The organism is Novosphingobium sp. LASN5T (genome assembly GCF_003856955.1).
GTDB lineage: Bacteria > Pseudomonadota > Alphaproteobacteria > Sphingomonadales > Sphingomonadaceae > Novosphingobium.
Genome location: NZ_RQSI01000010.1, coordinates 89,201 through 108,796, shown reverse-complemented (window position 1 = coordinate 108,796; position 19,596 = coordinate 89,201). Strand labels below are relative to the sequence as shown.

The following is a 19,596-nucleotide window of genomic DNA, read 5'->3' as shown; positions in this document are numbered from 1 at the left end:
GCCTGCGTCCGGCGCGCGACGTCAGTTTCAAGTTCCGTATCCATCATCCAACCCGCAGAAACTCTCAAAATTTGACGAAATTTATTTTTTGTCGCATTCATCCCGCATAACGACATACCGGGAGAATTGTCATGTACGGATTCGACCTCGTCATCAAGAACGGGACGATCATCGACGGCACGCGCTTTCCGCGCTTCAGGTCCGACATCGGAATCAAGGACGGGAAAATCGCGCGGATCGGGTACATTGCGAATCCCGGCAGCGCGCGCGTCGTCGACGCCAACGGGCTGATCGTCGCCCCCGGCCATATCGACACCCACACCCATTATGACGCGCAGATCTTCTGGGACCCGGCCTGCTCGAACGCCGGGGAGAACGGCATCACCACCGTCGTTACCGGCAATTGCGGCTTCGGCTTCGCCCCCGTCCACACGAAGGATCGCGAACGCGCGATGCTCATGATGGAAACCACCGAGCAGGTTCCCGCGATCCAGATGCAAACCGCCCTCCCCTGGTCATGGGAAACCTTCCCGGAACTCGTCGAGGCGATGCGGCGGACACCCAAGGCGGTGAACCTCACCATGTTCCTGCCGCTCAACGCGGTGATGTTCTATGTGATGGGCGAGGACGCGAAGCACCGCCGCCCGACCGCGCCCGAAATCGAAGCGATCAAGGAACTGGTTCACGAGGCGATGGATGCCGGCGCGTGCGGCCTGTCGCTAAGCTTCATGGGGCACGAGAACAACCATGTCGACATCGACGGATCAGCGATGCCGACCGACATCATGCATCCGGACGATGCCGTCGCCATGGCGAGCGCGCTGCGGGACCGGCAGGAAGGGATCATCCAGCTCATCGCGCAGATCGGCCCGGTCGGCGACCGAAGCATCAGCGAAAAGCTGGCGCGCGAGACTGGCCGGCCGATCCTGCACAACGTGTTCTCGGTCAGCGAATATACTCCAGACCTCCACCGCCAGAGCATGGCGTGGCTGGACGCGATGAACGAAGAGGAAGGCGTCGAGATGTACGCCACCACCGTCATCTGCCGCGCCTGGAACGAGACCGAACTCTTCAACTCACCCGGCTGCTCGCTCGACGCACTCGACGTCTATCGCGAGCTGACCTTCTGCAAGGATCCCGCCGATAAGCGCGCGAAACTGCTCGATCCCGAATTCCGCCGCCGCTTCAACGAAAGCTATGACCCGGTCATGTTCGAGGCGACCGCGGGCGGGCTGGCCGACTATACCGTGATCGGAATGGGCGATGGCTCGAACGACGCGAAGGGCTATCTCGGCAAGACATTGGGCGAGATAGCCGCCGCCGAAGGCAAGACCGAAGTCGATGCCTTTATCGACACCGCGCTGGAAAGCGATCTCCGGATAGAACTCAAGACGCCCGGCATCGCGATCGACCCCGCGAAAGTCGCCGATCTGTTGTCGAACAGCCGCGTTCTCGCTGGCGCGTCGGACGGCGGGGCGCATACCAAGAACTTCAGCGGAGGCCAGTGGACCACCGACCTGATCCTGTGGCTCGTGCGCGACAATGATTTCCTCTCGCTCGAGGACATGCACTACCGCCTTTCCTATCAGCCCGCACGCGCGATGGGCATCAAGGATCGCGGCGCGCTGCTGGAAGGCATGGCCGCGGACATTCTCGTCTATGATCTTGCCGAGCTCTATTTCGACCAGGACCGGTTCGACGTCGTTCATGACCAACCCGGCGGCGACTGGCGGCGCAAGGCGCGCGCCGGCGGGTATCGCCAGATCTTCGTGAACGGCGTGCAGACGTTCGAGCGCGACCAACTGCTCGGTACAACCCCCGGCGTCTATCTTGGCGACGGCACCGCTCGGCCGCAGATCGCCCGCGCCGCCTGATCGCATGCTGCGGGACAGGGTCATTCTCGTCGTCGGCGGATCGACGGGCATCGGACGCGCGACCGCCATCGCCTGCGGGCAGGCCGGCGCGATCGTCGTCGTCGGCGCCCGCGACCAGGCAAAGGCGGAAGAAGTTGCCGCCGAAGCGACCCGCGCCGGGGCGTCCCGGACGCTGGCGCTGCCGGTCGATGTGCGCAGCTCCGACGAAGTCGATGCCTTCGTTTCCAAGGCCACTCACACCTTCGGCCGCATCGACGGCGCGGTGAACAACGCTGGCACCGAAGGACGCATGGCGCCGATGCATGAGCTCACCGATGCCGACTATGCCGAGATCATGGACGTCAACGCGCGCGGCGTCTTCTTCGCGATGCGCGCCGAGATCGCCGCCATGGGCACGGCCGGCGGCGCGATCGTGAATGTCGGGTCGGTCGGCTCGTTCACCGGACTCGTCGGACAGTCGGTCTATGCCGCATCCAAGCATGCCGTCTGGGCGCTCACCCGTTCAGCGGCGGTCGAAAACGCCGGACGCGGGATCCGCATCAACATGATCGCCCCTGCTGGCACCGAAACCCCGATGCTTCACCGCGTGCTACAGGGCAATACTGAGGCGATGCGCGGCGCGGCAAGGATGCATCCGATCGGCCGGTTCGGCACGCCCGAAGAGAGCGCCGCGGCAATCGTCTGGCTGCTCTCCGACGCCTCTTCCTTCGTCTGCGGCCAGTCGATCGGGGTGGACGGCGGCTATTCGGCCACGCTCGGCTTCAACCCGCAGGCCGCGCTCACCGGTTAACGCGCGAGCAGCCCGCCAACGATCAGTTCGCTTACCGTTGCAGCGTAGCGTGCGACAAGGTCATGATCGAGCGAACCATCGCCCAGGATCGTGTGCCGCGACTGCACCGACGAAAAGAGATGCGCGCAGGCGCCGTCGATTGCGAAGCTCACTAGGTTGGCGTCGACCGCGCGAAACGCGCCGCACGCGATTCCTTCGGCGATGATCGCCCGCCGTGCCTCGATCACCGGCCGCACAAAGGTCGCGCCGACTTTCGCCGAGGCCTCGGGCGATGCTTCGCGCAGCAGTTTCTGGAGCAGGCGATTGAGATAAGGCCGTTCGAAGTAAGCCTCGATCAATCCCTTGATATGGATTTCCATCTTTGCCGCCGGGGAAATATCAGCGGCGAGCAGGCGTTCGAGATGCGCCGAGGCGCGCCGTGCATCGCCCTCGATGATCGCGATCATCAGCCCTTCGCGGTTGCCGAAATAATAGCTGACGAGCGCGACGTTGGTGCCGGCGCGCTCCGAAATGTCGGCGATCGACACTTCGAGCAGCCCGCGCTCGATCATCAGGCCGCGCGCCGCATCGACGATACGCTGCGCCGTTGCCGGCTGGTCGGTCACGTCCTCGGCCATGCTGCCCCTGTCATTCCTTCTTCAGCCCCGCGCGGATCCGGTCGGACTGTTCACCCAGCCGCGGGGCATGACGCTTGGCCGATTCGAGCGGCTTTGCAAAGCGGACGGGATGCTCCATCGCGAAATAGCCCCCTTCGCTCGGATGCTCCTGACGCGAGAAAAAGCCTGTCGCCGCCAGATGGGGATCGTCCATGATATCGGCGATATCGCGCACCGGCTGCGCCGGAATTTGCGCCGCATGGCATTTCGCGACCAGCTCGGCCGTGGAGAAAGCCGGGGTCAACCGGGCCATCTCGCGGTAAAGCAGCGGCAGATTGACCGTCCGCGCCTTGCGGGTCGCGAACCGCTCGTCCTTCAGAAACTCGGAATTTCCGAGCACCGCGAATACGCGCGGCCACGCTTCGTCGGTATAGGGCACGATGCTGACAAAGCCGTCGCGCGTCGGGAAGGGTTGCCGGTCGGGATCGATCTGGCGGAAATAGCCCACGGGCGCGTTCGGGGGATCGAAGGTCAGCCCGGCCATATGTTCGAGCAGCATGAAATGGCTGAACGCTTCGAACATCGCGATCTCCACCTTCTGCCCCTCACCCGTCCGGAGTTTGTGGACCACAGCCGCGAGCACCGCATAGGCGGCATGGAGGCCCGCGACCTTGTCGGCAATCAGCGACGGCAGATAGCGCGCCCGCGGATCGCCATCGACGCGCGGCAGCAAGGTTGCCGTCCCGGTCGCGGCCTGGATCACGTCGTCATAGGCCTGCAGGTCGGCATAGGGGCCGTCCTGTCCGAACCCGACGCAATGCGCATAGATGATGTTGGGATTGATCCCCCGCACCGCGTCATAATCGAGCCCCAGCCGCTCGACCGCCTTGCCGCGCACGTTGAGCACGAACACGTCGGCCTCTTCGAGCAGCGCCTTCATGCAGGCCAGATCGTCGGGCGCCTTGAGATCGAGCGCAACCGACTGCTTGCCGCGGTTGATGGCCATGAAGCCGGGGCTCATGCCCGGCGTCGCCGCGGCCTTGCCCGACCAGCGGAATGCATCCCCCGCGCCCGGCGCCTCGACCTTGATTACCTCGGCGCCAAGTTCGGCAAGGATATGCGTGCAATAGGGGCCGAAGACGACGCTGGTCAGATCGACCACCCTGATCCCTTCCAGCATGGGCTTGCCGTCCATTGCCATCATCACGATCCGCTCCATTCGGGCTTGCGCTTGGCGGCAAAGGCGCTGACGCCCTCGCGGAAATCGCGCGTGCGCATCAGGCGCCCGAAGATGCGGTTGTTGGCCGCCAGCGCCTCTTCGAGCGATTCCAGATTTTCGAGTGCGTTGAGCGCCTCCTTCGAGGCGCGGATTGCCGAAGGCGAATTTTCGAGCAGCCGTTCGGCAAGCGCCCGCGCGGCGTCCGTCGCATCGCCTTCGACGGCATCGTTGATGACGCCAAGCTCCCGCGCCTCGGCAGCGCCGAAATGCCGCCCCGTGAGAATGAGTTCCATCGCTGCCTTGCGCCCGATCTGGCGCGTCAGCCGCTGGACGCCGCCCGCCGCCGCATAGAGGCCGACCTTCACTTCCGGCAGCGCGAAGCGCGCGCTTGCCGTTGCAACGGAAAGGTCGCACGCGAGGACGATCTCAAGCCCTCCGCCCATTGCCACCCCATTGACCGCCGCGATCACCGGCTTGGTCCGGTCGAAGCGCGAGCAGAGTCCGGCGAAACCCGACGGCGGGATCGACATGTCCCCGCCCTTCGCCGTGACTTTCAAGTCATTGCCGCTGCAAAAGGCCCGGTCGCCCGCCCCCGTGACGATCGCCACCCACAGGTCAGGATCGCGCTCGAAATCATCCCAGATTTCGTGCAGCTCGAAATGTGCCGCGCTGAAAAGCGCATTCATGGCCTCCGGCCGGTTGAGCGTGACCTCCAGGACATGCCCACGGCGCTCGACCAGCACATGCGCGAACCGCCGTGCCGGCAGGCCCGCTGCCCGGCCCGATGCCGATGGGGGCTCACCAAGCCTGCTTGCGGGTTCGACGAAGTTCACCCCCTTCTCATGCACGATGTGAACGGACCGGCCGATCGCATCCTGTTCGGCAAGGCTCGCCAGTGTCGCGCGATGCCCCGTGCGAACCCGCGCCAGCACCCGCCCCGTTTCGTTCGAGGCGATGACATAGCCGCGCGAAGGCTGCCCCTTCTTCCAGGTCACCGTATAGCTGTCGATCACCGCATCGGTCGTTTCGGCAAGCAACGTCGGCGCGGGCGCATTGTCGATGGCGCGCTGCCCGCCATCGTCGCGCCGCGGTTGCCAGCCTTCGACCGGCTCGGTCGAATAGACGCCGGCCGCTTCCTTCGAGAGGAAGCCGCCATTGGCGAGAACCAGACCGAATTGCCCGGGCGACGCGCGCAGCTGCTCGGCCATCGTCGCGATGGCGTGCATCGAATAATTGTTCCCCGCTCCGCCGAAGAACGGCAGCCCGCCGGTGACGGTGCAGGGGGTGTGCCGCCAATCCACCCCCAGCACCTCCGCCGCGAGCAGCACCGCGCAGGGGAAGCAGCTGTAGAGATCGAGCTGTTCGATGCCGCGCGCCGTCTTGCCCGCCATCGCGAGCGCGCCCCGCAGCGCCGCCTCGATGGCGCGCGAACGCGACAGATCGGGCCGCTCCAGGACCGGCCGGTCCTTCACCGCGGCATAGCCATGCAGATAGACCCATTTGGCCGGATCGATTCCGGCCTCCTGCGCAGCGCCAACCGAGGTGAGAATAACCGCAGCTCCCTGGTTCACCGCATCCTGCGCGACGTGCCATTTGAGATAGGGCTCGGCGATCGGATAATTGCCGTCCCCCGGCGTTGCGAGGAAATCGCGCGAACGGCTCTGCGGGAATTGCGAATAGGGATTCATTGCCGCGACGTCCGAAAAGCCTTCCCACAGCTCGGACATGAGCGCGACATAGCCGGGCCGATCCAATCCCAGCCGGGCGCGCAGCGCCTGCTCGAACGCCGGATAGGTCTGCGTCGGCATGCCCAGCCCGTTGACGCGCTCGTAGTCGGTCAGGAGCGACGGTCCCAGTCCACGGTCCTCCCACGGACCATCGACGCTGTACGACCAGTCGAGCGTCAGCCGCGCCTTCAGCGCCTGCTTCATCGTCGCAATCGCCTCGGACCCGGCGAGCAGGATCGCTTTGGCATCGCCCGCGAAGATCGCTTCCGCCGCTTCGTTCACCAACGCCTGTGGCTGGTCGCCGCCCACGACCGAATAGATGCAGCGCGCGCCACCTATCCCGAGTCCGGCCGCCAGCGTGACCGGCGGATTGGCGCAGCGGCCGAACGGATGGCGCACGCCCTCGATCGAGTCATGATTGGCGCGTACCACGACCACGCCATCGATCATCTGGCGCAGCGCTTCGCCCGCGCCGCTGTCGGCAAGCGCGCGCTCGGCCGCGGCGAGTTGAAGCCCCAGCGGACTCGGCGCGTCGTCGATGTCCTGACCGTCCCAATGGCGAACGATCTGGCCGACGCCGACCAATATGGGGGTTTGCGGATCGATGGCCATGGAGCGCCTCTCCTCGGTGCATTTTAAATGCTTGTTTAATCAAGCGCCTAAATGCTCATTTAATCCGAGTCAATTAGATCGACGGAGCAGATCGTGATTTTCGACGCCAGCCATCTGGCGAGGCTATGCGGCGCGCGCGGCACCAGCCTAATGGAACGCGACAGGCACCTCGAATGCCAATTGCGCCGCTGCCAGGCCGGCGGGCGGTGCGGGCATCGGACTCGCCTGCCGCACCATCCGCAAGGCGATCCGGTCGAGATTGGGATCGCCGCTGGACCCGGCAATGTCGCTCGCCACCAGGGTGCCGCCGCGATCGATCCGGAAGGCGATTAGGACCGTGCCCCGCAACGCGGAACCGCGTGGTCTGCCCGCCCGGATGTGGAGCGATAGCAGAGTGCGGTAAGCGGCCAGCATATCGGCCGGCTCGGCGATGGGCGGCGGAGGCGGTTCGGGCGGGGCCACAACCGCATTCACGGCGTGCGGCACAGGCAAGGGCGCCAAGGCGCCGCCTTCGGGCGACGCCGGCGGAGCGGAAACCGGCACGACCGGTGCGCGTGCGCCAGGAATGGCAACGATCTGCCGCTCCGGCGACCGTCGGGGTGCGTCTGCCGGCTTGTGCAACGGCCGCACCGGGCGGGAGGGCGGCGGTGCGGAAAGCGTCATCAGCGTCAGCCGCAAGGGTTGCGCCGTCTTGCCTGTTTCGCGGGCTCCGTACGCGACCACCAGCGCCGCCACCACCAGCGCGTGAAGCAGCGTGGTGGCGACCAGCGCCACCACGCGCGGGGCCAGTGGGCCGAAGCCCACCGGTGACAACAGCCAAGGCCTGTCTCCCCCGCCACGCATGGTCAGAAGCTTACGCCAACGCCGACATTGACCGAGCGCCCGCGCCCCGGAACCGGGCGCAACGTACCGGTGGCCTTGTAATCCCCCAGCGAAACCCCGCCCAGCGGCAGGCTGTAAGCCTTGTCGAACAGGTTCTCGCCCTCGACGCTCAGCCGCACCGATCCCAGCGTGTAGGCCACGCGCAGGTTGACCAGCGCATAGGCGGCCGTGCGTGGTTCGTTGCGCGTGGCATCGACGCGGTTCTTGGCGGCGACCCATTCAAGATCGACGCCGGCTTCCAAAGCGCCCTGCCGGTGTTCCAGCCCCACTTTGATGTCGAGCGGCATCTGGTGGTAGAGCGGCCCGCCATCGCTTAGATTCTGGCCATGCACGTAGGCCAGCGAGGCGGTCAGCGTGGTGGCGTCGCGGTCCGCGCCCTTGCGCAGCGTGGCATGGCCGGACACGTCCACGCCGAAGAACTCCGCCCGCTGGTTGGCGAACTGCAACTGCACCCATGGGGAGGCCGTCATCATGCTGCCCGTCAGCTTTTTGACGAACACCGCATCGATGTAGTCGTCGACGTGGGTGTAGTACGGCGCAATCCGCAGCGACCAGCCCTGCGCCGCTCCCTGGAACTCGATCGCCGCGCTTACCGTGTCCGCGCGTTCCGGCCGGAGGTCGAGATCGCCGAAATAACCGTTGCCGTCGCCGTACCAGCCGATCATCCGGCTGGACATCGCGCCCCGGCCCCAGGTGTAGCGCTCGTAGATGTTGGGCGAGCGCGCCTTGTGGGCATAGCCCAGTTCGATCGCCACACCACTGGCGGGTGCGTAGCTCAGCAGCGCGGAAGCGCTCCAGTTGTCGTTCTTGCGCGCATGGGACACCGCATTGAACGCCATGGCCGCCATCGCATCGTCCATGTTCATCATGCTGGTGGAATAGGGCTGAACATTGCCCGTGTTCATGGTGACGTGATCGAGACGAACGCCCACGACGCTGGAAAGACGATCGCTCCAGTGCCGCTCCCACTCGGCGAATGCCCCCAGCCGGTTGCGATGCGCGGCATTGACGTTGAGATAGGTGTTCGGCCCCATCATCATGCTGCCGGCGACCGGCGGCCAGTAATCGTTGAGCCACTGGTGATGATACTCGCCGCCAAGGCGCAGCGTTTCATGGCGGGAGACGGGGAATTCCAGCCTCAGCGCGGTGCTGAAGGTGTGCACTTCGGTGTTCATCGGCATGTTGGCCGGCATCTTGTCCTTGAGGAAGTTCATCTCGTGGTCGGTATCCCGGTAGTCCGCGGTGAACTTCGCCGAGCCCCAGTCGAACTCGCCCTCGTATCCGAAGTTGAGGAACCATGACGTGTTGGAGACCATGTCCATCGCCTGGTTGGCGAAGCCCTCGTAAGGCGAGAAGTGGTAGCCGCCCTTGAGACGGAACAGGCCGATGTCGCTCCGATAGGCCAGCGCGAGCGCCTGATCCGTCTTGGCGAATTCGGTAGAGCGGACAAGGCCCAGATCGCCCCCGCCCTTGTAACGGTCCGACTGGGTGTAGGAGCCGGTGTAGGTGGCGCTCAGCCGCTCGCCCGCAACGGTCAGTTGCGCCGCGCCGCCGAAGCCATCGCCGTTCGAGCGATAAAAGGCCGACATCGTGCCGGTCAGCAGCGTTCCGCCGCCGGTGGCGAAGCGCGGCGCGGCGCTTTCCACGGCGATGATCCCGCCGATGTTGTCCCCACCCATGCTGACCGGCGCGACGCCGGGCACGACCCTGATCGCGTGGATCGACTGGGGATCGGTGTAGGACAGCGGAGAATTCATGTCGTTGGGGCAGGCGAAATCGATCGGACTGCCATCCACCGTGATCCGCAGGCGCTGTTCGTTCAGCCCGCGGATGACCGGCATCGACGAAAAGCCGCCACCGCTGTTGGCGCTGACGCCGGGAATCCAGCGTAGCAGCGCGGCCGTGTCGCTGGTGGAAAGCTGGAGACGGCGAATGTCCGCCTCGGACAAGGTCCGGCCGGTAACTGGTGCTGAGGCGACGGCATCGGCCGGGGTGCCCGCCTCGACATCGACCTGGGGAAGCTGGCTGGCCTCCTGCGCGTGGACGGCAAGGGGCAGGAGCGCCGACGTGGCGCCAAGAAAGGCCCGCAGCGGGCGAACGCAAAACGACATGATATTCCTTTCAGGGGGCGGCCCGATTGCGGCCGGCATCCCGCAAAGCGCGCGGTCACACGCTCCGAAGAGCGGCGCGCAAAATTTTCGCTGACGGCGGCAGACGCCGGCAGCCTATGAGACGAACGCGGAGGAAATCAGGCGCGCGCGGGCGGACCGCGCAAGGGTGGCCGAATGCGATCCGCGCGCCTGCGTGCCGGCTGTCGGACCGGCGCGAAGCCCAGCGCCAGGATGAAGGCCAGCGCCAGTGCCAGAAGCACCGGCCCCGGCGCGGCCATCGACGCCATGGACAGCGACGAAAACGGGCATTCGCCCTTGTGCTGCTGCGAGGACGGACCGGGCCCGTCGCGCTTCAGCGGCACGACCACGTCCTTCGCGGCATGGCTGCCCGTGCCGTCTTCGCACACCAGTATGGTGAGCACGGTTGCGCTTTGCCCAAGCATGTACCCCGCCGGCACCAGTGCCTTCAGGCACAGCGCTGCCGCGACCAGCGCAATGGCGAAGGCGCGGTGCCGCATCAGGAAGGAACGCACGAGGGTCATCGCCGGCGCGCATAACCTTGCGACGCCCCCCTGTCATTAATGCATATCAAAAACCCACTTCCAGCGCTCGCCGACACCCGTGGACCTCCAGCATCGGAACGAAACCGCACGGCCATCGCTGACGGCGAGGTGTCACCTTACTGCCTCACATCTGGTCCATACCAGATGCATGATCCCCGCGAATCCATCCCCCTCCCATCAAACGACCGGTCAGAGTTCATCCGGCCACGGTTCCACGGATTGGCCCATGCTGCTGTTGGGCGGACTGGCCGCGTTCAGCGCCTATTTCGCAATGTACGCCTTCCGCAAGCCGATCGCGGCGGCGACGTTCGGCGATGTCGGGCTGCATCCGCTGGGGCTGGACTACAAGTCGGCGCTGCTGATCGCGCAAGTTCTGGGTTACGCCGTGTCCAAGCTGATCGGTATCAAGGTGATCGCCGAATTCGGCCGCACCGGCCGCGCCCGCGCCATCGCCGCGCTGGTCGGCGCGTCGTGGCTGGCGCTGGTGGGCTTCGCGGTGCTGCCCCCGGTCTGGGGCCTGCCCTGCCTGTTCCTCAACGGGTTGCCGCTGGGCATGATCTGGGGGCTGGTGTTCAGCTATGTCGAAGGGCGCCGCGTGTCCGAACTGCTGGGCGCGATGCTCTGCGCCAGCTTCATCCTGTCCTCGGGCATGGTCAAGTCGGTTGCGACGCTGCTGATGCAGCAAGGCGTGACCGAACGCTGGATGCCAGCGGCGACGGGCGTGCTGTTCGTGCCCGTGCTGCTGGTGGCGCTGTTTATGCTGGAGCGGCTGCCGCCCCCTTCGCCCGAGGACGAGGCCGAGCGCACCGCCCGCGTGCCGATGAGCAAGGCCGACCGCGCGGCGTTCATGCGCGATCACGGCGTGACCATGGCGCTGCTGGTCAGCGGCTATATCCTGCTTACCGCGTTCCGTGACTTCCGGGACAATTTCGCCGCGGAACTGTGGAATGCGCTCGGCTATTCGGGATCGGCGGCGATCTTCTCGCAAAGCGAAATGCCGGTGGCGGTGATCGCGCTCGCCGGGCTGGGCGCGCTGATGCTGGTGCGCGACAACCTGCGCGCGCTGATCGCCATGCACGGCCTGATCCTGCTGGGTGCGGCGGCGCTGGGGCTGGGCACGCTGGCGTTCCAGGTGGGGCTGATCGGGCCGCTGGCCTGGATGATCGTGACCGGGGCCGGCGTCTATCTGGCCTATACCCCGTTCAACGCCATGCTGTTCGACCGGATGATCGCCGCGCTGGGCCGCGCCGGCAACGCCGGTTTCCTGATCTACGTGGCGGACGCCTCGGGCTACGTCGGCAGCGTGGCGCTGCTGGTGTGGCGCAACCTGGCCGCCCCGCACATGGACTGGCTGCGCTTTACCACCGATTGCGCCTATGCCGCGTCGCTGGCGGTCGCGGTTCTGACATGCTGTTCGGCCATGACCTTCGTGCAACGGGCACGCAGGAGGCATGAGGCGAGCTATGCATGATGTGATCGTGGTAGGTGCGGGGATCGTCGGCCTCGCGCACGCGCTGGCGGCCGCGCGGCGCGGACGGCGCGTGCTGGTGGTCGATCGCGATGCGCGGGCCAATGGCGCGTCGATCCGCAATTTCGGCTTCGTCACGGTGACCGGTCAGGAACGCGGCCGGGTGTGGGACCTTGCCCGGCGCAGCGCCGGGATCTGGCGCGAGGTCGCCGGGCCGGTGGGCATCCGCGTGGAGCAGGAAGGCCTGCTCGTGGTGGCGCAGCGGGCCGAGGCGGGCCGCGTGCTCGATGCGTTCATGGAAACCGAAATGGCCGAAGGCTGCCGGCGACTGACGGCAGTGGAAGTGGGCGAGCTGTGCCCGCAGGCGAGCGCCCCGGCCGGCGCCTTGCACAGCACGATCGACTTGCGCGTGGAATCGCGCGAGGCGATCCCCCGGCTCGCAGCGTGGCTGGTAGCCGCGCACGGGGTCACCTTCCGCTATGGCGTCGCGGTCGCGCAGGTCGAAAGTGGCCGGGTGATCTGCGCCGATGGCACCGTGCTGGAAGCCGAGGCGGTGTTCGTGTGCCCGGGTGACGATTGGGCGACGCTCTATCCAGCGATCTATGCCGAGGAAGGCATCCGCCGCTGCAAGCTGCAGATGCTGCGCCTTGCCGCCCCCGAATGGCGCCTGCCCTCGCCGGTGATGAGCGATCTCAGCATGGTGCGCTATCTTGGCTATGCCGCGCTGCCCGAAGCGGGGGCCTTGCGCGCCCGGCTGGAACGCGAGGAAGCGAAGGCGCTGGGCTGGGGCATCCACCTGATCGCGGTGCAGAGCGCCGATGGCAGCCTCGTCGTGGGGGACAGCCATGATTACGCGCCCACGCCCGATCCCTTTTCCGTGGAAGCGATCGATGCGGCCATGCTGCGCCAGTACGCGGCGGTGCTGGGCGCGCCGCCCGCCGTTCTCGAACGCTGGACGGGGACCTATGCCTCCGCCGCCGGCCATTCGATCGTGCGCGCGCCGGCCGAGGGCGTGCGGCTGACCGTGGTTACCAGCGGCACCGGCGCCTCCACCGCCTTCGCGCTGGCCGAGGACGTGGTCGGCGATCTTTTCGACAGTCAGGGGAAAGCATGATGGTTCCGGGCCTTAAAGCGGTGGTGTTCGACTGGGCGGGCACGATGATCGATTTCGGCTGCCGCGCGCCGGTGGTGGCGCTGTGCAAGGTGTTCGAGAATGCCGGCGTCCCGGTGAGCGAGGCGGAAGCGCGCGCCGACATGGGCAAGGCCAAGAGCGACCACATCGCCTCGATCCTCGCCGCGCCGCGCGTCCGCCAGGCCTGGACCGATCGCCACGGCCAGGCGCCCGGCGAAGCGGCGGTCGAGGAACTGTTCGCCGCCGTCGGCCCGATGATGCGCACGGCGGCCGCCGAATGCGCCGAACTGATCCCCGGCGCGGCCGATGTGGCCGGCGCCTTGCGCGCGGCGGGCGTCAAGATCGGTTCCTGCACCGGCTATACGCGTGAAATGATGGCCGACATCCTGCCGCGCACCGCCGAACAGGGCTATGCTCCCGATATGCTGGTCTGCGCGGGCGAAACGGCGGTAGGCCGCCCTTCCCCGCTGATGCTGTGGCGCAATCTCGTCGAACTCGGGGTCTGGCCCGCCAGCGCCTGCGTCAAGGTGGACGATGCGGAAGTGGGCATTGCCGAGGGGCTGGCCGCCGGAACCTGGACCGTGGGCGTGGCTGCCAGCGGCAACGGTGTCGGCCTTTCGGCGGCAGAACTGGCCGCGCTCGATCCCGCGGACCGCGCGGAGCGGATCGCCCGGGCACGCGCCGGGCTGGAAGCGGCGGGCGCGCACGTGGTGATCGATACCGTGGCCGATCTGCCGGCAGCGCTGGCGCAATTCCGCTTCGGCTAGGGGAACCCGCTAGGGCCGAACGGTCAGGTCCACATGGACCCGGATCGCATCGTGCCGCCAGTATTCCTGATCGTATTCCACCACGCGGCCCTGCGCGTCGAAGCTGGTGCGGACCACGAGCAGGCCGGGCGTTCCCGATTTCACGCCCAGCCCGTCCGCCGCGTCGCGCACCAGCGCGCAGGGGCGCATGTCCACGCGGTTGCGGGTGACGGTGACGCCATAGACCGTAGTGAGGATATGCGTCAGCGACCCGTCCAGCGAATGCGCAAGCAGGTCCGGCGCCAGCGCCGGGTCCACGGTGATGCGCTCGACCAGCACCGGGCGCCCGTCGATAGTGCGGCGACGGTCGATCACGTGCAGCGGCGCGCCGGGCGCCACGCGGAAGATGTCGGCCAGCCCTGACGAGGCTGGCACGCTCTGCTTGCTCAACGTCTCGGTGCCGGGCGTCCGGCCCTGTTCGCGGACGTAGGTCATGAACCCCGCCCAGCGTGTCGGGTCATAGGTGACGGCGGGCGGAGAGACGTACCATCCGCTGCGGTCGCGCCGGTAGATCAGACCCTCGGCTTCCAGCAGGAACAGCGCCTCGCGGATCGTGCCGCGCGCGGTGCCTGTACCGGTCTGGAACTGGCGCTCGGACGGCAGCCGCGTGCCGGGCTTCAGCCGCCCCATCTCGATGTTGAGCGCGATCTGGTCGCGCAGCGCGATATACTGCGGCCCGTCCGAAGCATCCGGCGCGCGGGTGATGTCCATGAGGTCCGTCTTGGGGCGCATTGGCTACAGCCATGGCAGCACCGGCCTCGCGCGGTCAACGCGGAATGCGGCGTGGTCAGAAATGGCGCCGTCCCGTCTCACCCGTCCTGCGATTGCATCAGCCTTGTGAACAGCGTGATCGCCTTGTCGGCCGATGTGGGCATGACGCGGCGGCCCGGATCGGTATCGATGATGCGCTGCTGCGCCTCGATCATCGTCTTGTCCTCGTTGAACGCCATGATTGCCACGTCGATCATCGCCTGCGCCATGGCTTCATCGCCATGCTCGGCCGCCGGCCCCCAGGAAAAGTAATAGCTCGTCGTGCTTTCGCTGGTGGGAGTCACCGCCTGGCTGGTGAAATTGGCGAACAGCGAAGGCGCGTGCGCCGGGGGTGCTTCGTACCCGAACGCCTCCGCGCTGCCAGTCGGGAACAGCGCGCTGTACAGCAGGAACACGCCAGGCAGCACGAAATCGTAGGATGTCCAGATATCGACCCGCTCATGCTCCGCCGCCTTCCCCAGCGGCGGCGTTGGCGGCGTGCCGACGATCCAGCGCGACGAACGCACCCCTTCCGCGATCGGTTCGACCCTGGGGCGGTTGCGCGACCATGCCTCGTCCGCGCCAAAGCTGGCCGCATGGACATAGGCGAGGTGGGTGAGATCGAGCAGGTTGTCGTTGATCAGCGAATAGTGCGCCCGATAATGCAGTTCACCGGTCTTCAGCACCCATGCCGGATCGTCCAGCGCTTTCGACGGCGCGATCCGCGAAGGATCGGCACGATCGGGATCGCCCATCCACACCCAGATCCAGTTGTTCCGCTCAACTGCGGGGTACGTCCGCACGCAGGCGGAACCGGGAATGGCATCCTGCCCCGGAATCTCGCGGCAGCGCCCGTCCGCGTCGAACAGCAGGCCGTGATACAGGCAGCGGATCGCGTTCCCTTCGATGCGGCCCAGCGAAAGCGGCGCCAGGCGGTGGACGCAGCGATCCTCCATCGCCACCACGTCCCCCTCCTGCGTGCGCCAGATGACGACGGGTTCGCCCAGCAGCATGCGCTGGGTGGGCTTGCCCGCCTCGAACTGGTGGCTCCACCCCGCGACGTACCAGCAATTGCGGATCAGCATTTTCCATCCCCATTCAACGAAGCGGCCCGCGTGCGGGGCGGTCCGGGAACCTTGCCGGGCAGGCTCCCGGACCCGGCCGCGCAAAGTCTCGCACCGACCCGCGCGGCCGAACCGCAAGACCTCAGAACTTCACGCCCACTTTCGCGTACCATTCCGCCGGGCGGCTCCAGGTGCCGTAGATCTGCCCGCCGGAAATCTGCGCCTGCCCGGTCACGATGTAGCGCGTGTTGGTGATGTTGGTGCCGCCCACGGCCAGGTCCCATACGCCCGACGGCGATTGATAGGTCACACTGGCGTTGACGATATCCAGCCCCGGCCGGCGCAGCAGGTAGGTGCGCTCGGTATCGTTCCACAGCGACGAGGTGCGGGTGTAATCGGCCAGCAGCACGACAGCACCGCCGCTGCCAAGCTCAAGCTTGTAACGCGGCGTCACGTTGAACTTCCACTTGGGCGTCTTGGGAAGAGCCCCGTTCACCACCGTCCCCGCCTTGAACGGGTTCGGCGTGACGATCGCCTGCGGCAGAAGGCTGGTGTAATAGGCACCGGTGTAACCGACCGACGCGTTGATCGTGAGCCCGCCCGCGGGCGCGATCGTGGCTTCGGCCTCGAAACCCTTGATCCGCGCGGTGCCGGCGTTCTGGACGGTCGGGCTCACGCCCTGCTGGAAATTGAGCTGGATGCCATCGTACCGCGTGGTGAAGGCGGCGAGGTTCAGTTGCAGCCGGCGATCCAGCCAGGTCGACTTCACGCCGATCTCAAAGCTCTCCGCCTTTTCCTCGTTGAAATCGGGCGCATAGGGCAGCGGGTTGGAAAGGCGCGTGGTCCAGCCGCCGGTCTTGTAGCCGCGCGACCACGAGCCATAGACCATCACATCATCGGTGGGATGCAACTGGATGCCGACCTTGGGCGCGAAGTTGTTGAACTTCTTCTTTTGCGTTCCGCCCACATAATAGCGCAGCGGTTCGCCCTGCACGGGGAAGCCCAGCGCGCTCTGGCAGGGATCGCCATAGACCGGGCAATTGAACAGCTTGTAGTTGAACCCGTTGGCGTCGGTTTGGCGGCCGATGAAGTCCTTGTCCTCGTGCGTGTAGCGCCCGCCCAGGGTGATGCCGACAAGATCGCTGATGCGCCAGTCGACCTGGCCGAACACCGCATAGTTCTTCGTCTTGAGATCGTTCGGCCCGATGATCTGGAGCAGGCCTTCCGAAAACGTGACGAAGTCCCGCATCTTGCCTTCCTCGCGGAAGTAGTAGCCACCCAGCACGAAGTTCAGCTTCTTGTCGAGCGCGCTGCCGATCACCTGCACTTCCTGGCTGAACTGGTTCTGCGTCAGCGAGAACGAAGGCTCCAGGATCGCCATCGGGGAATTGTCGAGATCGAGGCCCGACGCCCACTTGATGTTGCGATAGCCGGTGATGGATTTGAGCGCGATCGTGTCGGACAGGTCGTAGTCCATCACGCCGGTGAAGCCATAGACCTTCATGTTGGAGAAGCTGTTGCCCGTGGCGTAGCTGGTATCCTTGTCGGTCGAGACCCAGCGGTTGTCATACGGCAACCGGTTGTTGTTCGGATTGCCGTCGACGTTCACGCTGGCGAGCGGGGGCAGGTTCGCGCCCGGGTTGAGCGGCGTTCCCCGCACCCCGCACAAGGCGCCGGCGTTGCGCGCGGCTATCTCGGCGGAGGTGGCGCCGATGCAGAAGTTGTAAAGGCCGGCAAACAGGAAGCCCGAGGTGCCGGTCGCCACGTCCAGCGCGGTGCCGGGGATGTTGTTCGCGGCAAGGCCGGCGAACGGACCGGGCACGCCCGACGTCACCGCCAGCACCGAATTGGCCATCGAGGACTGGTCGATCTTCATGTAGTCGCCGCCCAGCGTCACCTTGAAGCGGTCACTCGCTTCCCACAGCAGCTTGGCGCGGATCGTCCATTCGTGCTGGCCGCCCTCGCGATCGGATGTCCGGTAGCCGCTCTGCGGCAGCGAGCCCGCCCGGTCGGTGACGTAGGGCGTCGCCGAACTGTAGGGGATGCGCTTCTGGTATCCATCACGGTTCTTGACGGAAAACGTGACCGAGCTCTTCAGCGTATCGCTCAACGGCAGATCGGCATAGCCGCGCACGTCGATCCGGTTGTAGCGCCCGGTGGTGACATCGCCCTGGAACGCGGGCTTGTCGCCCGGCGTGCGCGTGACCACGCTGATCGCGCCGCCGATGGTGTTCCGGCCGAACAACGTGCCCTGCGGCCCCTTGAGCACTTCGATCCGCTCGACATCCGGCAGATCGAGGTTGGCGCCGACCGTCCGTGCCAGATAGACCCCGTCGAGATAGATGCCGACACCCGGATCGATATTCATTGCAAAGTCGTTCGCGCCGATGCCCCGGATGAACGCCGACAGCACGGACGAGGAGCCGGAGAACGGCGTGCCCGCGTCCAGCGTGACGTTGGGTGCCGCATTGGAAAGCTGCGCCACATCGCCCACGGCCCGTTCGCGCAGCGCCGCTCCGCCGAATGCGGAAATCGCGATCGGCACGTCCTGCACGCTTTCCGCACGCTTCTGCGCGGTCACCACGATCTCCTGAATGCCGCCGGCATCGTTTCCGCCCGCGGATCGCCCGCCGGCTTCCTGGGCATGGACAAGGCCCGGCACGGCCATGGCGATTATACTGACTGCTGACGTGAAGCGCATGCGTTCCTCCCCTGCCAGACGCATTTCGGGGGCGCCGGCTTATGGAGGGAGTTTAGGTCGAGACGATTGGCAACAAACAGGGCCTGCTGTGCACAAAATACGGGGTGAAACGTGCACTCGTGGCCGGTTTCGACCGATGGCGCCTTCGTGTTATTCCTTTTCCGGGAGAAATCGGGAAAAGCGAGAATACCCGGTGCAAGAATTACTGCACGTCAACACGGCGGATGCGCCCATCGGACAGCGCTGCAGCTTCTGGACAGGGCAGGTCGCCGCGCACCTTTCGAACATGCGCATTGATGTCGGGCGCAAGCTCGATTTCAACGCCAGCATTTCCATCCGCTCGCTCGGCCCTGCGCGGATCGCGCTGGTCGATGCCGATTTCCAGGCCATTTCGCATCGCGCAGACGGCAACGAGAACCGCTTCCACCTCAACCTTGTCCATGAAGGCGGCATGGTGCTGCATCGTTTTGGCGAAAGGATCGAGCTTTCGGCAGGCGATTGGTGCCTGATCGATGAGCGCGAGAGCTACGATTTCACCACATCGGAACGCTGTTCCTGCATCGTGATGCAAATGCCGGTGCCGTGGGCGAAGCGCATCATCCCCGATCCCGGCAAACCCCTGATCGCCAGCAGCACGTGTGAAAATCACTGGAAGACCGCCCTGTCGCACGGCCTGCTCGCGGTCGGCACGCGCGAGATCCGCTACAACGCCGTCGAGGACGGCATGGTTGCGGAACAACTGGCCAATCTCCTGTCGCTGGCACTCGGCCCACGATCGGACATGGTAATCGGCCGGCACAAGACCGCGCTCCTGCGCTCTCTTCGTCAGGTCATGAGCGAGCGCTTCACGGAAAATTCGCTCACCGCCCGCGATGTGGCCGCCGCAAACCGCATTTCCCTGCGCTATCTTCACCAGCTGTTCGCCACGCAAAACACGTCATTCGGCCAGCAGCTTCTGGCGCTCAGGCTGCACCGCGCCGAACAGATGCTTGCGGACAGACGGCTCGCCAAGGTTTCGATATCCGAGATCGCTCACGCCGTGGGTTTCGCCGATTCCGCAACGCTGACCCGCCACTTCCGCCTGCACCTTGGCCTTACCCCGCGCGACTATCGCAAATCCAGGGTTTAGGGTTCGTCCGCTCCTGAATATCGAACGCCACCCCCTAAGGTGGAACCGCCATTGATCGTGCCGGTGGCCCGCCACCGGGCGACCGCTTCCGCATCGATGAAAGGCGCGCGGCCGAAAGCATGCATCCTCCATGACCGGGAAATCCGTCGGCTCACGAAGGTATCCATTCGCC

General features: G+C 66.0%; 15 protein-coding genes. 6 read left to right on the top strand and 9 right to left on the bottom strand.

Annotated features, from left to right (window positions below):
• The first annotated feature begins 131 nt into the window (after positions 1-131).
• Together EH199_RS09070 and EH199_RS09065 are read left to right on the top strand one after the other, a co-directional pair.
• Positions 132-1,874, top strand: a complete 1,743-nt coding sequence (locus EH199_RS09070) for an amidohydrolase family protein (RefSeq protein ID WP_124808928.1) — start codon at positions 132-134, stop codon at positions 1,872-1,874.
• A gap of 4 nt (positions 1,875-1,878) precedes the next feature.
• Positions 1,879-2,664, top strand: coding sequence for an SDR family NAD(P)-dependent oxidoreductase (locus EH199_RS09065; protein ID WP_124808927.1), 786 nt, complete (start codon positions 1,879-1,881; stop codon positions 2,662-2,664).
• On the opposite strand, the gene EH199_RS09060 is transcribed toward EH199_RS09065, so the two are convergent.
• The 6 genes from EH199_RS09060 to EH199_RS09035 form a co-directional block, all read right to left on the bottom strand.
• Entirely contained in the window at positions 2,661-3,281 is a 621-nt protein-coding gene (locus tag EH199_RS09060; protein ID WP_124808926.1) for a TetR family transcriptional regulator, read from the bottom strand. The genes EH199_RS09065 and EH199_RS09060 overlap by 4 nt on opposite strands.
• A gap of 10 nt (positions 3,282-3,291) precedes the next feature.
• On the bottom strand, positions 3,292-4,464 hold the full coding sequence (locus EH199_RS09055; protein WP_223806576.1) for a CaiB/BaiF CoA-transferase family protein: 1,173 nt from the start codon (positions 4,462-4,464) through the stop codon (positions 3,292-3,294).
• Entirely contained in the window at positions 4,464-6,818 is a 2,355-nt protein-coding gene (locus tag EH199_RS09050) for an enoyl-CoA hydratase-related protein (RefSeq protein WP_124808925.1), read from the bottom strand. The genes EH199_RS09055 and EH199_RS09050 overlap by 1 nt, the downstream gene beginning before the upstream one ends.
• A 147-nt stretch (positions 6,819-6,965) precedes the next feature.
• Complete coding sequence (locus tag EH199_RS09045) at positions 6,966-7,622, bottom strand: energy transducer TonB (RefSeq protein ID WP_223806575.1); 657 nt, start codon at positions 7,620-7,622, stop codon at positions 6,966-6,968.
• A 41-nt stretch (positions 7,623-7,663) separates the two neighbouring features.
• Positions 7,664-9,811: a TonB-dependent siderophore receptor gene (locus EH199_RS09040; RefSeq protein WP_124808923.1), complete on the bottom strand. Its 2,148-nt coding sequence runs from the start codon at positions 9,809-9,811 to the stop codon at positions 7,664-7,666.
• Positions 9,812-9,948: 137 nt separating this feature from the next.
• The gene (locus tag EH199_RS09035; protein ID WP_124808922.1) at positions 9,949-10,353 is read right to left on the bottom strand and encodes a hypothetical protein; all 405 of its coding nucleotides are present in this window, start codon (positions 10,351-10,353) and stop codon (positions 9,949-9,951) included.
• A 247-nt stretch (positions 10,354-10,600) separates the two neighbouring features.
• Between EH199_RS09035 and EH199_RS09030 the strand changes: the two genes are divergently transcribed.
• Genes EH199_RS09030 through phnX form a run of 3 tightly spaced genes read left to right on the top strand, consistent with a single transcriptional unit; the run spans position 10,601 to position 13,741 of the window.
• Positions 10,601-11,845 carry a DUF5690 family protein gene (locus tag EH199_RS09030; RefSeq protein WP_124808921.1) on the top strand — a complete coding sequence of 415 codons (1,245 nt, stop codon included), beginning with the start codon at positions 10,601-10,603 and terminating at the stop codon, positions 11,843-11,845.
• The gene (locus EH199_RS09025) at positions 11,838-12,956 is read left to right on the top strand and encodes a TIGR03364 family FAD-dependent oxidoreductase (protein ID WP_223806568.1); all 1,119 of its coding nucleotides are present in this window, start codon (positions 11,838-11,840) and stop codon (positions 12,954-12,956) included. The genes EH199_RS09030 and EH199_RS09025 overlap by 8 nt, the downstream gene beginning before the upstream one ends.
• A complete protein-coding gene (phnX, locus tag EH199_RS09020) occupies positions 12,953-13,741 on the top strand; it encodes a phosphonoacetaldehyde hydrolase (protein ID WP_223806567.1) in 789 nt (262 codons plus the stop codon). Before EH199_RS09025 ends, phnX begins: the two co-directional genes overlap by 4 nt.
• A gap of 9 nt (positions 13,742-13,750) precedes the next feature.
• On the opposite strand, the gene EH199_RS09015 is transcribed toward phnX, so the two are convergent.
• The 3 genes from EH199_RS09015 to EH199_RS09005 form a co-directional block, all read right to left on the bottom strand.
• The gene (locus EH199_RS09015) at positions 13,751-14,512 is read right to left on the bottom strand and encodes a UTRA domain-containing protein (RefSeq protein WP_199558037.1); all 762 of its coding nucleotides are present in this window, start codon (positions 14,510-14,512) and stop codon (positions 13,751-13,753) included.
• 77 nt (positions 14,513-14,589) lie between these two features.
• Positions 14,590-15,615: an aromatic ring-hydroxylating dioxygenase subunit alpha gene (locus EH199_RS09010; RefSeq protein WP_124808919.1), complete on the bottom strand. Its 1,026-nt coding sequence runs from the start codon at positions 15,613-15,615 to the stop codon at positions 14,590-14,592.
• Between the two features lie 121 nt (positions 15,616-15,736).
• The gene (locus EH199_RS09005; protein WP_124808918.1) at positions 15,737-18,295 is read right to left on the bottom strand and encodes a TonB-dependent receptor; all 2,559 of its coding nucleotides are present in this window, start codon (positions 18,293-18,295) and stop codon (positions 15,737-15,739) included.
• On the opposite strand from EH199_RS09005, the gene EH199_RS09000 reads away from it, so the two are divergent.
• Positions 18,261-19,424, top strand: a complete 1,164-nt coding sequence (locus EH199_RS09000) for an AraC family transcriptional regulator (RefSeq protein WP_190287193.1) — start codon at positions 18,261-18,263, stop codon at positions 19,422-19,424. The genes EH199_RS09005 and EH199_RS09000 overlap by 35 nt on opposite strands.
• Positions 19,425-19,596 lie beyond the last annotated feature (172 nt).

What these genes read in the sequence shown, in the direction of transcription:
- EH199_RS09055 (WP_223806576.1), bottom strand. Translation starts at nt 4,464, where the DNA reads ATGATGGCAATGGACGGCAAGCCCATGCTGGAAGGGATCAGGGTGGTC.
- EH199_RS09050 (WP_124808925.1), bottom strand. Translation starts at nt 6,818, where the DNA reads ATGGCCATCGATCCGCAAACCCCCATATTGGTCGGCGTCGGCCAGATC.
- EH199_RS09040 (WP_124808923.1), bottom strand. Translation starts at nt 9,811, where the DNA reads ATGTCGTTTTGCGTTCGCCCGCTGCGGGCCTTTCTTGGCGCCACGTCG.
- EH199_RS09025 (WP_223806568.1), top strand. Translation starts at nt 11,838, where the DNA reads ATGCATGATGTGATCGTGGTAGGTGCGGGGATCGTCGGCCTCGCGCAC.
- EH199_RS09070 (WP_124808928.1), top strand. Translation starts at nt 132, where the DNA reads ATGTACGGATTCGACCTCGTCATCAAGAACGGGACGATCATCGACGGC.
- EH199_RS09065 (WP_124808927.1), top strand. Translation starts at nt 1,879, where the DNA reads ATGCTGCGGGACAGGGTCATTCTCGTCGTCGGCGGATCGACGGGCATC.
- EH199_RS09035 (WP_124808922.1), bottom strand. Translation starts at nt 10,353, where the DNA reads ATGACCCTCGTGCGTTCCTTCCTGATGCGGCACCGCGCCTTCGCCATT.
- EH199_RS09005 (WP_124808918.1), bottom strand. Translation starts at nt 18,295, where the DNA reads ATGCGCTTCACGTCAGCAGTCAGTATAATCGCCATGGCCGTGCCGGGC.
- EH199_RS09015 (WP_199558037.1), bottom strand. Translation starts at nt 14,512, where the DNA reads ATGCGCCCCAAGACGGACCTCATGGACATCACCCGCGCGCCGGATGCT.
- EH199_RS09060 (WP_124808926.1), bottom strand. Translation starts at nt 3,281, where the DNA reads ATGGCCGAGGACGTGACCGACCAGCCGGCAACGGCGCAGCGTATCGTC.
- EH199_RS09000 (WP_190287193.1), top strand. Translation starts at nt 18,261, where the DNA reads ATGGCGATTATACTGACTGCTGACGTGAAGCGCATGCGTTCCTCCCCT.
- EH199_RS09030 (WP_124808921.1), top strand. Translation starts at nt 10,601, where the DNA reads ATGCTGCTGTTGGGCGGACTGGCCGCGTTCAGCGCCTATTTCGCAATG.
- EH199_RS09010 (WP_124808919.1), bottom strand. Translation starts at nt 15,615, where the DNA reads ATGCTGATCCGCAATTGCTGGTACGTCGCGGGGTGGAGCCACCAGTTC.
- phnX (WP_223806567.1), top strand. Translation starts at nt 12,953, where the DNA reads ATGATGGTTCCGGGCCTTAAAGCGGTGGTGTTCGACTGGGCGGGCACG.